General features: G+C 60.1%; 11 protein-coding genes and 1 pseudogene. 4 read left to right on the forward strand and 8 right to left on the reverse strand.

Annotated features, from left to right (window positions below):
• Positions 1-369: 369 nt before the first annotated feature.
• Positions 370-630, forward strand: coding sequence for a hypothetical protein (locus tag HBOR_RS15895; protein ID WP_006054491.1), 261 nt, complete (start codon positions 370-372; stop codon positions 628-630).
• A gap of 340 nt (positions 631-970) precedes the next feature.
• Here HBOR_RS15895 and HBOR_RS15900 read toward each other — a convergent pair whose 3' ends face one another.
• Both HBOR_RS15900 and HBOR_RS15905 read right to left on the reverse strand, forming a co-directional pair.
• On the reverse strand, positions 971-1,648 hold the full coding sequence (locus HBOR_RS15900; protein WP_013440732.1) for an IS6-like element ISHbo1 family transposase: 678 nt from the start codon (positions 1,646-1,648) through the stop codon (positions 971-973).
• A gap of 244 nt (positions 1,649-1,892) precedes the next feature.
• The gene (locus HBOR_RS15905) at positions 1,893-2,297 is read right to left on the reverse strand and encodes a hypothetical protein (protein WP_013440733.1); all 405 of its coding nucleotides are present in this window, start codon (positions 2,295-2,297) and stop codon (positions 1,893-1,895) included.
• Between the two features lie 253 nt (positions 2,298-2,550).
• Here HBOR_RS15905 and HBOR_RS15910 point away from each other — a divergent pair, with 253 nt between their 5' ends.
• On the forward strand, positions 2,551-4,134 hold the full coding sequence (locus tag HBOR_RS15910) for a hypothetical protein (RefSeq protein ID WP_006054796.1): 1,584 nt from the start codon (positions 2,551-2,553) through the stop codon (positions 4,132-4,134).
• Positions 4,135-6,732: 2,598 nt separating this feature from the next.
• Here HBOR_RS15910 and HBOR_RS15915 read toward each other — a convergent pair.
• Positions 6,733-10,965 (reverse strand): hypothetical protein, encoded by a 4,233-nt coding sequence (locus tag HBOR_RS15915; RefSeq protein WP_006054795.1) that lies wholly within the window; start codon positions 10,963-10,965, stop codon positions 6,733-6,735.
• Between the two features lie 7 nt (positions 10,966-10,972).
• Entirely contained in the window at positions 10,973-11,695 is a 723-nt protein-coding gene (locus tag HBOR_RS19450) for an RNase H family protein (RefSeq protein ID WP_006054794.1), read from the reverse strand.
• 8 nt (positions 11,696-11,703) lie between these two features.
• Here HBOR_RS19450 and HBOR_RS20365 point away from each other — a divergent pair.
• Together HBOR_RS20365 and HBOR_RS15920 are read left to right on the forward strand one after the other, a co-directional pair.
• Positions 11,704-11,868 (forward strand): annotated as a pseudogene (locus tag HBOR_RS20365) (ribonuclease H); the annotation flags it as partial.
• 141 nt (positions 11,869-12,009) lie between these two features.
• Complete coding sequence (locus HBOR_RS15920) at positions 12,010-13,137, forward strand: twin-arginine translocation signal domain-containing protein (protein ID WP_241432332.1); 1,128 nt, start codon at positions 12,010-12,012, stop codon at positions 13,135-13,137.
• A gap of 1,280 nt (positions 13,138-14,417) precedes the next feature.
• On the opposite strand, the gene HBOR_RS15925 is transcribed toward HBOR_RS15920, so the two are convergent.
• The 4 genes from HBOR_RS15925 to HBOR_RS15940 form a co-directional block, all read right to left on the reverse strand.
• The gene (locus HBOR_RS15925; protein WP_006054792.1) at positions 14,418-15,611 is read right to left on the reverse strand and encodes an ABC transporter substrate-binding protein; all 1,194 of its coding nucleotides are present in this window, start codon (positions 15,609-15,611) and stop codon (positions 14,418-14,420) included.
• 147 nt (positions 15,612-15,758) lie between these two features.
• Positions 15,759-16,694 carry an NAD(P)/FAD-dependent oxidoreductase gene (locus HBOR_RS15930; RefSeq protein ID WP_006054791.1) on the reverse strand — a complete coding sequence of 312 codons (936 nt, stop codon included), beginning with the start codon at positions 16,692-16,694 and terminating at the stop codon, positions 15,759-15,761.
• Positions 16,695-16,937: a hypothetical protein gene (locus tag HBOR_RS15935; RefSeq protein ID WP_006054790.1), complete on the reverse strand. Its 243-nt coding sequence runs from the start codon at positions 16,935-16,937 to the stop codon at positions 16,695-16,697. It lies immediately after the preceding gene.
• Between the two features lie 231 nt (positions 16,938-17,168).
• Complete coding sequence (locus HBOR_RS15940) at positions 17,169-18,398, reverse strand: HAD-IIA family hydrolase (protein WP_006054789.1); 1,230 nt, start codon at positions 18,396-18,398, stop codon at positions 17,169-17,171.
• Positions 18,399-18,408 lie beyond the last annotated feature (10 nt).

Here is an 18,408-nt window from a genome sequence, read left to right on the forward strand (position 1 = left end):
TTAGTACAGTATCAATTATTTATGATATCATTGGCACCAGGAAAATGCTCAGAGAGGTGAGTAGTTGAGGCAAAATCCGGATACCACGCGCCCAACCAACCAATCGTTTTGCTGTACTGCTTACTAGCTATGAAGAGACTCACCGAATTCACAACATTGTCACCGGCCAGTGCCGCATCCGTTACGAATCGTTCATGCACGGAGCCGAGGCAGGTCCACCACTGCACCGTCGCCCCGTTCCTCATCGCGAACCGCCGCGTGCTGTCCCGTCGAATTGGCGGAAAGGTATGCCGAAACAAGTCAATAGCGAGCGAAAAAGACTTCGCTTCTGTCGGAACTGTTTACTCCGTATCGTCCCTTGGCCAACCAATGCGAGTCCTCGACCGGAAACGATACTCCTACGTCTTACTGGCCCGCGACGGGGAGTGGATTCTCACGTTCTTACTCGGCGGCCCCGTCGAGCGCGACGTCTCCGTGCGATTGACGCCCGTAGAGATCACTGCAATCGAAGCCGGTGACTCGTCGGCCGCCGACCTGGTCGAGAAATTCAGCGCTGACCTATCGGCCACCGAGGACAGACAGATAACTCCCACCGTCTGGCCTGCAAAGGACGCCGAGAGTGTGTCGTAGTGCCGCAGGTCGTTCCAACAGCGCTCTTCGGTTTCGATCGAGGCGTGTCTGTCCAGCGTCAGGATGAAGTTCCTCCCTCCACAACCTGAAACTTCTCGATGTGGATCGCCGAGATGCAACGGAACACCCGCTTTCGCCCAGATTCGTCGACAGGGTCGGTTGCCGTCTCCGTGACATCGGTTGGGGTCCCGCCAGTATCAGTCGGAGTTCCCCCGTTATCGTCGTTCGAACTCAGGCACCCGGCGAAAGCTGAAAGTGAGAGTGTCGCAATGAAACTCCGTCTATATTTCATACTCTCAATAATATCAACTGTACTTTCAATCTGCCTATTTGGCACTGTCTAGTTAGTGACCTCCTCAACCGGCGTACGTCCGTTGAGCGATTGATGCGGTCGTTGAAAGTTATAGTATTGCGCAAATTGTATGAACCACTCGCGGACGCTTCCGTGACTGCCCACCCACGAATTATGGAAGCGGTCGACTCGCATTTTGAGGGTATGAAACCATTTTTCGATGAGGTTTCGCTCGACGTAGTCAAGCCGACCGCTCAATCCTAATCGAGAGAGGGCAGTCTGATAGCCATAGCCATCAACCAGAAACACAGCATCTGAGAGATCATGTTTCTCGGAAAGTCGATGGAGAAACGCAGCAGCCGGATCGGTACCATGCCGTCCAAACAACTCGACATCGAGAATCAGCTTCGTCTCGATGTCTATTGCGGCGTACAACCAAGACCACTCACCGTTGATTTTGACAGCGGTCTCATCAACCGCAACCCGCTTCGGCGTTGCCTCAGGCGGGTTGTGACCGCTGTCAGCCAGTCGATGTACCCACTGCCAAACAGCTTGATGAGAGCGTTCAACGCCGAGTATTCGAAGAATTTCTTTTGTCTCTCTAAGCGAACACCCGGTCGCGTGGAGCTGGACGGCGAACACCCTGACGGGTGTCGCCGTCCGCTCACGCTCCCAAGTTTCTTCATAATCCGTCTCAAAGCACTCGCTGAGCAGGTCTGCGAGCATCTTGACCAACTAACTCAACGACCTGCTCGTTCCTCAAACTGGCTTAACTAGACAGTGCCGCCTATTTTCTTGCAACAAATGTTCGACATGCAAACGAACTATCACCGTGAGGATGCGAATCCGGGACGGTGCGTTTCGGAAAAACCCCTGCCCGAATGTATCGTTCGGGACCGAAAGCGTGCCGTGACACCGCGAAATCGGGCACCGTCTCGCGATCCGTCTCGGTGGGAGAATACGGGGCTTCTCAGAGGTTGCTTTCGAGCAACGAGACGATTGACTCCATCCGTTTGTCGACTTTGTCCATGTTGGTGCACGGTTCTTTGTCCACCGTGAGGACTCCATCTTCGTAGCTGATGTCACCGGTCATCCCTGCTTCGTTCTTGAACACGACCGACTCGAGGTCCGCCTGGAGGGCTTCCCGCCCCAGTTCGTCGCTACAGATCGCCTCGAAGGCATCGATTGTCGGCTGGAAGTACACTTTCGTCCATCCCTCGAACCAGAGATCTTCGTTGACTCTCTCGTCGATGAGTGATTCCCACTCGATATCGAGACCGACCTGGAAACCGGCTGCGTCGTCCATCGATTCCTTTAGGGACGGCATTTCATCCTCCTTGAACTCCTTTACTTTTCGCTTATCTCCTAGATCCATTAATTTTTCACTCGGCTATAATATTTATCCTTAGTCATTTAACACTACTTATTCGAATCGTCCTTTCACCGCGAGACGCACCGCCTGACGACGGATTTGGGACACCTGTGTCGAAAGCTTCGCTATCGGGATAGACGTCAACCAGTGTTTCCAGGCGACCCAAGTACTCTTGCTGGTCCGGCTCGGGAACCGGATACGCCGACCACGGGTCAGCTGTCGGATACTTTTTGATCGGAAGAAACATCTTCAGAGTATGAACGACGAGCCCTCCGGCGGAGACGACGTGACCACTGATGAGACCGATTCCATCGTGGTCGAGACACTACTCGACGCGCTGAGCCCAGCCGAGGAACTCGGCGACGGAAGGGTCGATGAGGTCGACGACCGTCGGAGGCAGGCCGAGCAACTCGATGGACTCGTCGCCGAACGCTCACCTGACGAGGGACAGTCTCACCTCGTCGCCGTCGCATATACTGCGATGGTGGACGCTGTCGAGGCTGGTCGGTTCGAGCGTCTCGCCGTCCCCATCGACCGCCTCGCGACTCTCGTCGGAAGACACCCGTCGTCCGTGCATCTCCGAACGCTGCTGGCTAGGATTCTCGCCAAGGCAACGTGGGACGAGGGTGCGGCGGGACGGTTCGACGCGCAGGCGGCTCACCTGGGCCACCTCGAATCGCTGGCAGAGAGGGCGCCAGACGACGAGGTCACGACTGCCCTCGCACGGGCACGCTTTTTCGCCGCATATCACACGGGGGCGGCCGAACGCTTCGACGAACTCGGGACGCATATCGACCGGCTCGACTGGCTGGTCGAGGACACAGACGACGTGGGGGTACGACAGGAGTTCGCCCAGGCGTTAGTCAACGCCATGATCGACGCGGGCAAGGCCGGTCGTCTCGACGCCCTCGACGATCGATTGAGCCGCCTCGATCTCCTAGTCGCCGAGTACCCACACTCACAACTCCAGGTGTCACTCGCGAATGCCCTTGCCATCACCACGTTCCATTCCCTGGAGGCAGATCGCGTCGACGACTGTCAGACCCACCTCGACCGCCTCGACGACCTCGCCGCCAAGTACCCGAACACGGACGCCATCCAGGGCCACTGTACCAGCGCACACTGCCACGTGGTCACCTCCCAAGGCGACCAGCCTGTATGCGAGCGGTCCCTGGACCGTCTCGAAACGCTCGCGACGGACAACCCCGACACAATCCCGGTCCAGCTCAGGGTATCCCAGGCCTTCCTCGGCGCGGCACTCGCCGGCCGAAAGCTCCCCGACGGGTTCCGACCCCGTCTCGAACGGCTCGATGTCCTCCTCAGTGCCGACGGTAACTCCGATACCGACTGGCAGCAGCGACTCGCTGAGACCATCGTTTCCACCGGCCTGGGGCCCGTGGACAGCGCTCGACTCGGCGACAGCCTAGAGGCACTGCTCGACAGTCTAGACTCCCTCGTCGCGGACCACCCTGACGACGACCTGCTTCGTCTCGTGTTCGCCCGGGCGCTCCAGTGGACCACGGCTGCCAAGTGTAAGGCGGGACAGTTCAACGCAACGGAGGCGTCGATCGATCGTCTGGAGCGGCTGGCAACCGAGACACCAGACTCCGACCCGGTCCGCCACGTGTTCGCCCGGACCAGCGTCAACGCAGGTATCGACGCGGCGAGGCCGGACGACTCGACATCCTCGAATCCCACATCCACCGGCTCGCGCGCCTGGTGGCTGACCATTCGGACCCGCACTTCCGTAGCGCCCTGGCGAAGGCCCACCCCGTCGCGACAGTACACCAAGGGCGGGCCGCCCGATTCGACCAGGTCAAGGCCCATCTCGACAGCCTAGAAGCGCTGGCGGCAGACGCTCGCCACGAGGACGAAGTCCTGACCCACTACGCCAATGCCCTGGCGGACGCCGCCCAGTACGCGGACGACGCCGGTCACAGCGAGGGCTACTGGAGCCGGTTCGACCGATTCGAGGCCCTGGCTGCGGACGCTCCCGATAGCCGCGTCCCGTTCCACCTCTCCAATGCACTCTTCGACACCAGCAGGATCCTCCTCGATCCCGTCTTCGACGAGGAATCGGACGTCCAGGTCGATTTCGGGGTGATCGAGGCTTGTCTCGACCGGCTAGACCGGCTCACCGACGACCACCCCGAGGACACCGAGATACAACTGCAATTCGCGAGGGCACTCGCGAATCGCGTGTGTGCAGCCCCCTTCGCGGACGACGGGAGTCACCTCGGCGAGACGTCCGTCCGCTTCCACCTCGACCGTCTCGACGCCTTGGCGGCCAGGTATCCGGACGCAACGTGGATCCAGTCCGAACTGGCCAGTGCCCTGTACAACGCGGCGGTTGCAGCGGCCGACGGTGATCACGTCGCGGACCGACGGTCCGCCCAAGCACGTCTCGACGCCCTGGCTACCGACTACCCCGACACCGACGATGTACAACGCATGCTCGCGAAGACCCTCTCGCTGGCTACGTTCCACGACTCCGAGGCCGGTCAGTTCGAACGGGTCGAGACACACCTCGACCGTCTCGAAACCCTCGCGTTCGACCACCCGGCCGGCGACGCGTGTCAGTCCGAACTCGCCAGTGCCCTCGCAAACGTCGCTCCCTACCAGCGTCGGGATGGGTACGTCGACGACCTCGCGGCCCGGTTCGACCGATTCGAGACGGTGTCCATCGCCCATTCCGACGTGGGGATCGCCCGGTCCCTCGCGAAGGGGCTGGTGAGCACGGTCCGGTCGCTCGTCGTCCCGGTCTATATGGACGGCAGTGACAGACGACTGGAGTACGACACCATCCAGCGGTACCTCGACCGGCTGGAGGGGCTCGCAGGTGAGTATCCTACAGACGAGGAGATTCATCGACGGCTCGCCGAAGGCCTCGTCACCGGCGTCACTGCTGCGTCCCACCTCGCACACGACGGTCGTATCGAGTCCGACGAGCACGAACGCTACCTCGATCGCCTGTCGGAACTGGCGACCGAGTTCCCAACGGACGACGGAATCACAGCGCAACTGGCGACGGCCCACCGCAGGGTCGCGCGGGACGCCGGGGGAGTCGGTACCTTCGAGACCCAACAGCGCCACCTCGACCGCCTCCACGAGTTGGCTTACGACCACCCACACAACGATGACGTGTTGTTCGAACTCGCCCAGGCGCTGGAGGACGTCGCGTCCGTCGACGGCGATCCCGATGCGGTCGTCCCAGTGGATTGTGAGAGTTACTTCGACGTGGTCGAGGCCGCCGCTCTCGCGTACCCAGCAGACGTGAACGTCCTTTTTCAGATTTCTAGAGGCCTCGTCACCGCGGCGGCGTCCGAAGGGAACGCTGGTCGGTTCTCGGAGCTCCGTGCGTGTATCGACCAGCTTGAGGAAATGGTCACCGAGTACCCCCTCCAGAGCGAGATCCGTATCCAGCTGGCCGTCGCCCACTTCAACGCGACGGCGCCAGCCGGCAAAGCCGGTCGGTTTGACCAGGTCCACTCACACCTCGACCGTCTGGAGACGCTGGCTGCCGAGTATCCCGACACCAGACGAGAGGTTCACGAGCGGCTGATTAAGGCTCTGTTCAACACCGCGAAATACCAGGGGCAAGCCGACCGGTTCGACGCCCTGACCGACACGATCGACCGGGCCGAGGAACTGGCCGCGACCTACCCATCCAGTGACGAGGTCCAGCGGACCTACGCCCTGACCCGTTTCACCGCGGCCACGGCCGCGAGACGAGCCGACCGGTTCGAGGAGTGTCGGATCCACATCGACCGCCTGGACGACCTCGTGACCGACTATCCCCACGTCCCCGAGATCAGACGCCGGTTCGCGAAGGCGCTCCACGGCATGATGGACGCGTTGTGGAGCGCCGACCGTGTCGATGAGGCACGGGCCACGATGGACCGCCTCCGATCGGCGGCAGCAGCGTTTCCGGCTGACGAGGAGCTGCAGTGTGTCTCCGCGCGAGCTCTGGTGAACCACTCACGGAATGCTGGTGCGGCGTGTCACCTTGACCTCCTCTCCGACCACCTCGACCAGCTGGTGACCCTCTACGAATCGTATCCCAGCGGGGAGACTGCCCTCCGCTTGGCCCAGGGACTGTTCAACACCGTCAGATATCGAGGGGAGGCCGGGCAGTTCGATGATCTCTTCCGGTCGCTCGACCGCCTCGACGACCTCGCCGCCAAGTACCCCGACGGTGACGTTCCCTACCTGTACGCCAAAACCCTCTCTATCGTCTCGAAATACCTAGGAGAAAACGGCCGGTCCGAGACGGCTGAGCAGTGTCTCGGCCGCATTGAGGCACTGGCCGCGGCGCACCCGGCTGACGAGGTGATCCAGTCACGGCTGTCCGAGACACGCCAGCGAAACGCGGTTGAGGAATGACCGTTTCCACGGCCGTTCCTCTCGTGTCGAAGGTGTCGGCGTTCGTGGAGACGGTCTAGTCGGCCGTCCCGTCGGATTCGAAGGCGGCCGCGGCGAGGTCGTCGCCCACGACTTCCCGAAGCCCGTGGTCGAGTCGAGCGACGTAGTCCGCGCTGACACGTGGGTTGGCAGTCGAGAGTTCGTCGGCCGACCGTCTGAACGTCCGTTTGAGCGTGTCGTCGGTCCGGACGATGCCAGCCTCAGCCGCAGTTTCGATGGACGCACGGACAGCGGCGACGTAGGCTTCGATCTGTTCGAACGGTTCGCCACCTTTCACCCCTTCCACGACGATGTCGGCGTACACTTCCTCCAGGAACCCGACAGGATCATCGACGCTCGCACTCGCGGCGAACGCGCGGAGTTCATTGTCGAGGCGTCGCCGCCACGTCGTCGTGTCGTCCTCGACCGCTTCGACCGTATCGACGTAGGCGCGCGTATACACGGACGCGACGAACTCGGCGGGGTCCTCGGGTACCGCTCGCGTTGCGGTCGCCTCGATTCGTTCGGTGACGACATCCAGCCACGTCTCCACGTTCGCGTGGTCGCTGTTGGTGCGGCCGACGACAGCGAGTGCCCGGGCATAGATCCGTTCGAAGATACCGGCCCGCTCGATGCCGACCCACTCGAAGTCGGCCCGTTCCTCGGCGGCGGTGAGGACCTCCGTAACGCCGAATCTGACTTCCGCTGGTTCGGCTTCGACGGCGAGCGCGAGTGCGGTTCCGAAGACGGAGCTGACGTAGTTCACGGGATGTGGAGGGTTATCCGCCGCCGTTGCCCCGGTTTCGACCTGAGAGAGTACTGCCTGTACCAAACGGTCATGCGACCGGTTGCCGATATCGGCCCGCGTCACTACTGTTTGGAGGACCGCCGCATCCACTTCCGCGAAGGCGTCGAACCACTCCATCTTCGTCGGCCCGTCGATCTCCCAGCGGCACTCACGGAAGGACCTGGCGAGCGAGGTGATCCATTCCTGGGAGACGCTCGCCTCCCCGTTTGCCGCCCAGTTCACTGCTGCATCGCCAAAAACGCCATCTAGGAACGCGACTGGGTCAGTGACCAAGTCGCCCGCGGCTGCCACCGTCTCGATGCGGTCGGTGAGCGCCTCGAACCAGACACGCTCCCGGCGTGGCGAGATTCCGGACGCCGAGTCGCGTACCCGCCGACGTGAACTCTTGGACGATGAGTCGTCGTCGAATCCGTGTACGTGGGTTGACAGCGCCTCGCGGTAGACCGCCGTCAGGAATCGCTCTCGATGGGCTGTTTCTGTCGCCGCGCCCCGGGTTACGGACCTGTCGTACAGTTCGATCCAATCCTCGAACCGTGGCGAGTCCGAAAACGGAAGCGCGCCGATGCCGTAGGGGCCGTCGTTGACGCCGTCAGCGCTCTGCTCGACGCTGGCAAACGCCGCGAGGGCTGCCGCGTGGAGGTCAGCACGCACCGTCCACGCCTCGGCAGCGAAGTCCGACGCCGCGACGGTGTCGACGAGCCGGTCGCACGCACCGAATAACCGTTCCGCACGGTCGAAGTTGCGGGCTGCGACGACGCGCCGGACGGCCTGCCCGTAGACCTCGGCGACGAACGCCACAGGGTCGTCGAGATCCGCGGTCGTCGCGGTTCGGCAGAGGTCCTCCCCGACCGCCACCAGCCAGGGCTCGATCCGTTCGTCAGGACATCCGTGTTCGAATACCCAGAAGCCGAGTGCGCCAGTGTAGGCGTGCCGGAGCAACTCCGCTCGATTGTCCTGGCGCTGTATGAACACGACCGAATCCCTGATCTGGGAGCCGAACGCGTCCACCCATGGCGAGAGATTGTCGGGAGAACACGCTGCGCCAGCCACGGCCCCGATTGTGGACGCGAAACTGTTCCCGATGACGAACGCTGCGAATCCCTCCTCGTTAGTTGCGGCCGCCTGTTGGACGAGTGCGGCGACCGGCGCGAACGCATCGTCGGCCGCCGTGGTGTCCGCAACAGTCTCGATGATTCGCTCGGTCATCGCGCCGTAGACGCGACAGCGGAGCGTCAGTCCCGGTTCTTCGGAGATTTCCCCCGCATCGACCGTCCTGTGAAGGACTTGATCGACACACGCGAGTGCGCCGTGATTCGGTCCCGAACCGTCTGTCGGCCACGCGAGCCGTGCCAGAGCGTTCGCGAATGCACCCACGAACGGTTCGTGGTCGCCGCCGACGGAGTCGCGTCCGGGCGGAGTCGCGGTCTCGTTCGTGAGAGCCACCGCACGGTCAGCAATGGCTTCGATCCACTCGTCAGTCGTGGGGTTCTCGCTCGCCACCGCTGCCATGGCAGTGCCGGAGACCGCTCCTCGGTACCTGATGGCCCCGTCGGTATCGCTTCGATTCAGCCCGACATCCCCAACGAGGTCGTCGAACAGTGCCAGCCACTGTTTTGCGGCACTCGGTCGCGCGGTCCGCGCGACAACAGCGACGGCGTCGGCGAGTACCCGACCCACGAACGCCGCGTCGAGATCTTTGTCGGGCATGCCAGCGATTGCCGCCAATGTACTCTGGTCCGTGATTTTCTCCACGTCGAGCGTCAGACGGGACGGGTGTCGGGTGTCCGGCCAGTCCATCGCCGAAAGGAGGTCGTCGGCGACCGCTCGGGATGTCCGATCAGGTGCGACTGCGATATCGTCTAGCTCGAACTCGGTTCGGTCGCGCCAGGCGGCGACGTCGGCACAGCCGGTCCGGTCGGCGATGGCGTCGAACTGCTCGCGGAACTCGTCGTCACAGATGAGCAGTGCACCCGAACAGGTGCCGTCAGCGACCCACTCGACCAGCGACCGAACCCCCGCATCACTCGTGATCCGTGCTGGCCCGGCACCGTAGGTTGCGACCACGACCGCGTCCGACGTGGCGTCGATGCCCACTCTGATGTAGTCGGGGCGGCTGAGATCGGAGAGTCTGACCGTCGCCCCCCACGTCGTGAGTTCCGTGGCGACGTTCGCTGCAAGCCGTCGCTTCCCGCTCGCTTTCGGTCCCGAGAGGACGACGACCCCGCCATCGAGTGCATCGACGACCTCGTTGACGCTGACCCCCGCCGGTCCGTCGTCCGTTTCGGGGCCGTCGTCCGAGTTCGGGAACTCCCGCTCTGCTGCAGCCGTGTGTAACGTCTCTGGTTCCTCCCAGTGCCAGGCACCGACGAGTGGAGCGGAGCCGTACTCGTCGGGTCCGACCGCGGCCTTGTCCAGTGACGATCCGACTGCTCGCATGCCAGCTCGGATCTCCTCGAAGGCGGCACTCGCGTTGGTGATGGCTGTCTCGGTTTCGGGCTGGGCCGCCAACCGCTGGCCGATCTTCGTCCGTATCGACTCGGACGCGAACACCCGAAGGTGATCGATCGTTCCCGGTGGGAGATCGAAGGCGATTTCGAGCGCTTCGGCGGCTCCCGCCAGCGGCCGATGGCGAACGAGCGGCTCGAACCACGCCGTGTCGTCGGCGGCGAGCGAACTCGCGACGAGAGCGAGTGCGGTGGCCACCGCTGGCGACAATGCAGTCGGGTCACGACCGGCGTCCTCGGCACGTGGATGGAGCGACGAGATGAGTTCGAATGTCGCCTCACCCAGTGGTTCGACCGTGATATCACAGTCACCGACCACCGTCCTGACATCCGGTCCGACCAGAACCGTTTCGGACCCGTACTGCGAGAGCGAGAGGAAGGCCGCGGGTGTGACGGTCTCCTCGATGGTCCCGACCCGCTCTTGGAGGCCCTCGTCCGCGAACTCGTAGTTAGGATAGGTGATGCGTTCGACGAGGGACGCGCGATCCTCGTTACTCAGTCCAGCAGGACGTCGGTGGCTGGTGCGCTTGCGGATTTCGTCGATCACATCGCTGCTCTCCGCAGGCGGCGTTCGAACCACGAGCACTGAATCGACCTGCCCGACGATGTCACTGGACATGGGGAGATCGCTTTGGCATAACCAGTCGAGACTCCGTGGCCGCGTTACGAGGACGGCACCTCCGGGACGAGCGAACAGGGCGTTCATGCTGGGCGGTTCTCCGTCCGTCGAGTAGTCTTCGTCGCTCAGATCGAACGTCGCCGCGACAAAATCGTCGATGACCACGAGTTCGTCGTCTTCGACGGCGCTTGCCGCCGCGAGGCGCTCGACGGACGGGCCGACCTGCCGCAGGTGATGTGACTTCCCAACGCTGGGTGCCCCGAGGACGAGTGTAACTTCGCCTGGGCTGACCGCGTTGCACAGTTCGCCAGGTGTGACCTCTCGAATAGCATCTTCCATGAATTCCCTACGACCGCTCCCGCCGACGACTGCGTCCGGGCGGCAGACCCCGCCGAGTGTATCTCGTCAGTAAGTCTACTTGTGAGATAATTGTTTGCTGTTGGAATAGCCATCGACGAGTCACTGATACGTCACCTGAAGATATTTTCCCGCTTGTCCACCAAGAGTCGCTATACAGTGTGACCAGCCGACGAGAGCACCCAAGAACGAGGATGCAAGGACACAACGAAACCGGATAGTGGCCATCCCAAACATCTCGGATGACCGTCATCGAGTCGATACGCACTTCCAGCGTTTGTAGCTCATAGCGGGCCAACAGTCCAGCAATCCCAAGCTGCAGCGCGACGTATTCGGCGGTATTGTTTCCCGTCCGGGAGCTGACGGGACGGCCGAGCCGGGCGAGTTCGGTTTCGGTAGCGTCCATGATGACCGCGCCTGCACCCGCTGGGCCGGGGTTGCCGCGTGAACTTCCATCGACGTAGAGGATGAACGAGTTGCCCGTCGGCTCCGGGGCCGGTGGCTGGCTGAGATCCGACACCAGCACGCTGTCGAGCGCGCGACGCAACTCGGATGGGGTGGTTGTGGGATCAAACAGGCCACCATATCCGGGCACGGCGGCATCGATGGCGTCGGTGGCAGCTGCTATCTCGTAGCCGATACGTGCAAGTACCTCATCGACGAGCGTCGCGAGTGGTGAGCAGTGTTCGACCGGGAGCGGTTCCTCAGTCACGCCAGCACGACGACCCGAGGGAATCGGGTGTTGAGACGTACAGCACAGCCATCGAAGCAGCACTAGCGACGATTCCAGAACACCGGTATACACATCTCGCTGACAGTGATCCGAATCCTGCTGACGCGTTGGCGACAGTGGGCGCCGATATCGCGGCATTGGGACCCGGGTAGGAGTTTGTTTAACAGATGGCGAGGAACGCCTACGTCGGGATATTTTTTGCTTCTTAAGCGCGGCAGGAAGTCAAATATGGGAGTCGTACTAGCTTATTTTTGGATGACATTTATGTGCGTCTAGTATCTGGATTGATGCGGATGACTCAATTATCCAACCAGTTCACGTCGAGGAATCAATCGCGTCGCCGTTTTCTGACCAAACTGGGCGCCACGGGCGTCACCCTTGCAGGGATGGGTTCCACACTCGTCGATACGGCCACCGCAACTGCAGGCTACACCGAATTCGACGAGGTCTGGTGGGACCGCATCGACAACACCTGGTATACAAAATGGGAAGCACCCTCTGACTGGCCTCTTGACCTCAGCTCAGCGAACACGTACGACGCGGGTATCACTATCAGCCGTGTGCTCTACCTCGCTAACATCACCGAACAACCCAACGGTAACTACAACTATGATACCCCTGGTTACGAGTACGAATTCGGCCTCAACTCGTTCGGCGTCGTCGCCGCCCGTCCCCGCGATAGCGCCGACGGCTCCGGCCCCCTCGACGAACCAGAATCGGGCAAGCCCGCTTTCGAGAAGGCCTTCCACTCCAAACATACCCTCGAATCGAATATCGAGAACTACTCCGGGACGAACAACCTCTCCAGTATGCTCAATCCTGATCAAATCCATCTTCATCGGGGAGTCCCGGATGCGGTCGTTGAGGCATCCGGTAACGACTGGTTGACCGACAAAGACCTCGAGAACGTCGATACCAGCGAGACCAACACCAAAATAGTCGGCGGCGCTGGCCTCGCACTCGGTGTCCTCGGTGCCACCATCCCCAGCGGCGTCGGCCAAGTCGCCAGCGGCGCAAGTATCGCACTCTCCGCAGGAACGCTTGTGAGCGATCTCCTTGACACGGAACCTGGTAGCCAACAGACGATGACTGACGACACCTGGAAACATCAACTCAAAGAGAATAACGACAAGTTCTACGGCGACCGCAAGAACATCGCTGGCTTCCAACACAGCGCCAACCTTCCTCTATTCGTTCCCGAAGGCGAATCGATGGAGATCTCCTTCCGCGACCGCATTGAGTTCGACGGTGATGATCGAGGCACCTACATCCACGGCTACCCCGTGGGGGCAGATGAGTTTATCAAAAACAACCTCGAAGACTCATTCACAGTTTCTATCCCAGCGAACGAGGTCGGCAAGGAAGCCGATATACCCAGTGTCACCGACAAATCTGGCACTGGGCCCCAGCAACTACCCTAGGTAGTACTGATTGTCGCGCTTGCAAGACATTTCTCTCGTTATATTAGTACCATTAAATATAAATCGGTTAGAATAAACACAAACCACAGTATTTTAGATTTTTTGTTATCTGGTCCTCTCCATCCGGCAAGTAGCTTGGAATGACTCTAACCCTCAACAGCAAAGACACATCACGCTAGTATCTTCGGATCAACCCGGATGGCACGTTCCTCATCTCCACCCAGTGTAGGTAGAGTGGCATGACGTGGCAACGGAGGGACTCACCATCCGGATGTTGACACAAGACACTGAAAGGACACACTCGCAGTTCTAACGACGGCTGCTTCAGCGGGATAGGATTTCAACACAACAGTCTAGCGTTTGTACTCCTCTGGAGTAATTTGACTCGGAGCAGCAGCCTTCAGGCGACTAATATCGGTCTCAGTGTACCGAATTCAGTGTCAGTCTCTTCCAGCCACTTTGAGAGACCCTGAGCCTGCTGATGGTGACGGGATTCAGTGGGCGTGCTGCAGACAGGGTGCGTCTCTCGCACGAGGTCGATTCTCTGACCGGCGAGTGGTCAGAGGCGACGGTGCAGTTAGCGTAAGGTAGAAACGATAAGGAGGGCGAGAATGCCGAGTACAATAGCGACTGCCAACTTGAGCGCAAGTCTCATCCGAATACCAAGTAACCGTATCAAGAAGAAAACGACAGCAGTGGCAACTAGAAAGCAGGCAGCGAGTACGACAACACCCACGAGAGGCCCGATGTCTTCGGATGATCCATTTCGAGGACGACTGGAATTAGTCATTTAATAGAAGAGATCAGTGGTCAATACAATTAGTTACTGATGTGGATCCGTGAGTGGTCGCTGAATGTGCAGTCGGATAAGTAACCAGTCGAAGACAATACGATAGTGGCTCCTACCCCGGAGTCTCGAAGTCTGAACACATCGCTCAGCGGTTGACGTACCACACGGAGTTCTGGACATCGTGAAGTCACGTGGCTCTGGCTACGGACACAGCGTCTGCGGCACCGAACTCACGACAGTTGCGACGACAATCCTAGCACCGAAGGCGTGTTCCGGAAGAGAGGGCACTCAGCACCACCAACAGTGCGACTCTAGAGCGCCAGATTCGCTCTATACTGGAGTTTTCAGCGTGTACTCGCTAATTGAGAGCGCGAAACGAGCAGCAAATCCAAGCTGTTCAAAAGCAGCCCGGTGCTGTCATCCAGATCGGCTCACTAGGTACAGCGATACGAATTTCGTCAAAGTGACACAGACGGACGGCTTATCAGCCTTAGACGTTACCGTTGATGATGTCGGCGACCCGCTGACGGTCGAACAGTTGCTCCTCTTCGGGAACATCATGAATCGATCCCGGCCACTCGCCGTACTCGTCGGGATACAGCTGTTTGGCGAGCGCCTCTGTTGAGAAGAGATCGATAATCGGCCCCATGTATTGGCCGCCAGTCCGGACGAAGTTCCCGTTTTCGACGGCACGTAGTTGACTCAGCACGTCGTGGTCTTGTGCCGTCTCGACGACCTTCTGGAGCTGGGAGTCATCGATATACGAGAGGTAGCCGATCATCCCGATGTAGTCGGGGTCAACATCGAGGAGTTTCTCGATCCCAACCGGCTTGAACGGAACGTATTCTTCGCCCTGGAACGCATTGTTGACACCCAGCATCCGGAAACTCCGTGTATCGTTCCGTGGCGCGTCGATGTTCGCCGCGAAGAACTTCCCAGACTCGGGGTCGAACCCGAAGTTGAACGCGGCGACTGTCGGTTCGTCGCCTCCCGAGACGGGCACACGGGATTCAATGTCGGCGTAAAACGACTCCTTGAGAGTGACCCACGCCTCGTACTGAGCTTGGCGCTGGAAAATCTGTGCTGCCTTCTCGAACGCCTCGTAGAGCGTGTAGTACGGATCGCGTCCGCCGAATGGGAACCGAATCAGCGACCCGAGAATCGGGCCGACGTTCGATTCGATCTCTTCGAGGTCTTCGTCGTCCCACCCTGAGTACTTCTTCAGCATACGCGAGTCCATGAGATGGACGTCAGCGTCAACGTCGTAGAACACCTCCTTATCGTACTTCGATTCGGCCGATTCACCGAGCGTTCGGACGGCGTCGGCATCGAAATCGACGCCGGGGAGCGCATCGTAGTACTTCAGCGGGAGCCGGTCGAAGGCGGCGACGGCTTTCGGCTGGATGCCAAATCCCATCGCGATGTCCATCCACGCTCCGGGAATGCTCGCGTACGTTTCCGGGACTTCCTCGAACGTGTGGCGCCCCGCCGGCTCAATCGCCACCTCGTACGACGTCGGAGTGTCCGTCGGCGAGTTCGTCGCCGTGTCAGCCGCATCTGCCGGTGTTGGGTCACCACCATCGCTGGTGCATCCTGCGAGTAGACCCCCGCCGAGGATGGTACTGCCGCCCTGTATCATCTCTCTCCGCGTCGGAATCTCGTGAACGTCAGTCTCTGCTGCCATGTTTTTAGGCTAGCCTAAAAGTATATAACTATTTCTACCGGTCGATCAGACGACTACGAAAACGGGTCTCGACTACCCTGGCCTGTCCGGTCCAGCGGTGGGACTTGTGTCACTGCCACGGTGTCGTCCTCTTGATTCAATCGGGCATCAGTCGGAGATGTTCCTCCCGTCACTCCCCGTCGTCTCCGCTTGTTCGGCCACGTATTCCTGTAACCGATCGTCGTCGATGACCTCAAGGAGGAGTTCCTCGTCGAGATGAGTAGCGAGCCGTCGGTGTGCACGTTCTCGACGATTGTCAATCTCTGATCGGTCGAGGTGAGTGGATTTGACGAACTCGATTTCGCGCTGGCGAATCCGTTGGAGTCGCTCCTGCTCGATGTCGTGGTCGTCAGCTACTCTGTGATCCGCGAATCGCCGGTGCCAGGTTTCTTCGTCGTCCCAGTCGTAATCGAGAGCCGCACGGCGCCGAAGCCAGTCGTAGTGGGGGGCGGCTTCTTCCCAGTACCCCTCTTCGCAGCGGACATCGGCCAGTAGTTCACGGCCGACGGTCATTCCGTGCCCGGCTGCAACGAGTACCTGCTCGCCATGTCCAGCGAGGCCCCCGGCCACGTACAGTCCGTCGATAGAAGTCCGTCCGTCGGCGTCGGCGTACTCACGGTCGAACTCTTCGTGAACCTCACCGTGATGCTCGTGGGTGTCGAACATCACCTCGTCGCTGTCAAGTCCCCTGAGATACTCGCCATCGTGGGTGGTGGCCGCCACGACTCGCGGAACGAGGACTGATCGCTCCTCTTGGGTCCGGACACGGAAGTTACCATCCGTCCGCTCAACAGACTCGACCATGTCCGAGACAAGGTCACAGCCCGCCTCAACGGCGTGGTCGTGCATGAGTTTGTAGAATGTCTCGATGTCGATACCCGCAGGGAATCCAAGATAGTTCTCCAGAAACGCACAACGGCGAAGTGATGAGTTCCCCCGGTCGAAGATCACGACATCGAGTCCGTATCGGGCAATACAAACTCCAACGGCGCACCCCGCTGGTCCTCCACCGACGATGACGACGTCGCGGTTGGATGTCGTCATTTAATTGAAACGGTAAGGTACGGCGTTCTCCGACGTCGATGCAAGCTTAACGAATTGTGTTGGCGGCATCGTGAGTGTGCAGTGGTTTTTCTTGGCGGTGCTGGTTGGACCCTCATTGGAGGATTCGCCATCGGAAAGCGGGTTGGTACTGCCGACGAGCAGGTCCACCCCCACTGCCGTACTGTCGTCTTTCGCGATGTCCTGCTGTGTCGGTCCCTCGTGTACCGCGACGCTGCCTGGCATGACTTTAGGCTAGCCTAAATAAGTATTAAAGATTTGGTTATTCGACTAATTTACCGATACGCGCTGTGTATTCACCACGTCACCCAGAGCAACGCTCTGAGCGCTTTTTCAAGGCGGAGCGACACGACGCTGTTCGTATCGGTTCATCCGTGTTCGTGCGGCGGGAGACGGTGGGACCGTAGCTCGGTCAGCACCAGGAAGGACCGTTTGATCTCGAGGGTTCGTATCTAGTCATCGGATAGCTGCACCCGCACCTGACTCGATTGCATCAACAATCCATCGGGGATGCATAGGGAGGATATCTGCTGGGAGATCATCTGACTCAAAGAAATTGATCTCCAGGACCTCGTCAGTATCGACCTCAAGTGTCCCTGCATCGATGGTACACAGAAAGCAGTTCGTAATGAAGTGGACTGCCCTCCCAGACGGATACGAAAACACCTGCTGATGCGGGCGTGAATAGACGCCCGTTAGTTGCTCAACCGAAATCTGCAGCCCGGTTTCCTCACGCATCTCTCGAATGATCGCCTCGTCAACTGCTTCCCCCCGCTCAACAGTCCCCGTTGGGAGTGCCCAGCGTTCATTGTCAGCTCGTCTCACTAACAGTACCTCGTCCGTCTCGTTTACCACGACCGCGCCAACACCCGGACGAATTTCATCCGGCCACGAGTACTGTGGCGATTCCCAGGCCGCCGTCACGTCGGTAAACAGCTCTGCGAGCGTCCCAATCGTCGCATCAGGCTGGCGGAAATCAGAATCTGATGGTGCAGTGTGCTGCTCGTCTGCGACGAGCACTCCCGGGAGGCCAGCCCGATGGGCACCGAGAATATCGGTGGCCGGGTTATCTCCGACGACGACTGCCTGCTGGTCGGCAGCTATCTCGTCAAGGGCCATCTCGAACATCAGCGGTTCGGGTTTCCCGATAACCGTTGGAACTGTCTCTACTGTGGCCTCGACCGCACGAACGATAGCACCGGCACCCGGAGCAGGACCATCGGGTGTCGAGAATGCACCGTCTGAGTTCGTTGCAACGAACTGCGCCCCTTGATCAATGTGTCTCGCTGCCCGCTGGATATCAAGATATGTTGTCTGCTCATCCGCTCCAACAACAACTACCTCGGGAGCGTCCTCTGTAATATCAATTCCAGCATCGCGGAGTTCCGAGCGCAACCCCTCGCTTCCGACGACTGCGGTGGTTGAGATATCCTGTTGATCGAGGAAGGCGGCTGTGGCCCATGCCGACGTGATGATTTCCGTCTCAGTCACCTCGATCCCGAAATCACGAAGGCGCGTTACGATTGTGTCCCGTGTCGGACGAGGGTCGTTAGTGAGAAACCGGATCTGCTTGTCTTGGTCGTAGAGTCGATTGACAGTGGTAACGGCATTCGAGAGTACCTCGTCACCGGAGGAGAGCACGCCGTCAAGACCGATCAGAAACACGTCGAACTGAGTGGCAATCATTGCAATTGTA

It is taken from the genome of Halogeometricum borinquense DSM 11551 (assembly GCF_000172995.2).
GTDB classification, from domain to species: Archaea; Halobacteriota; Halobacteria; order Halobacteriales; family Haloferacaceae; genus Halogeometricum; species Halogeometricum borinquense.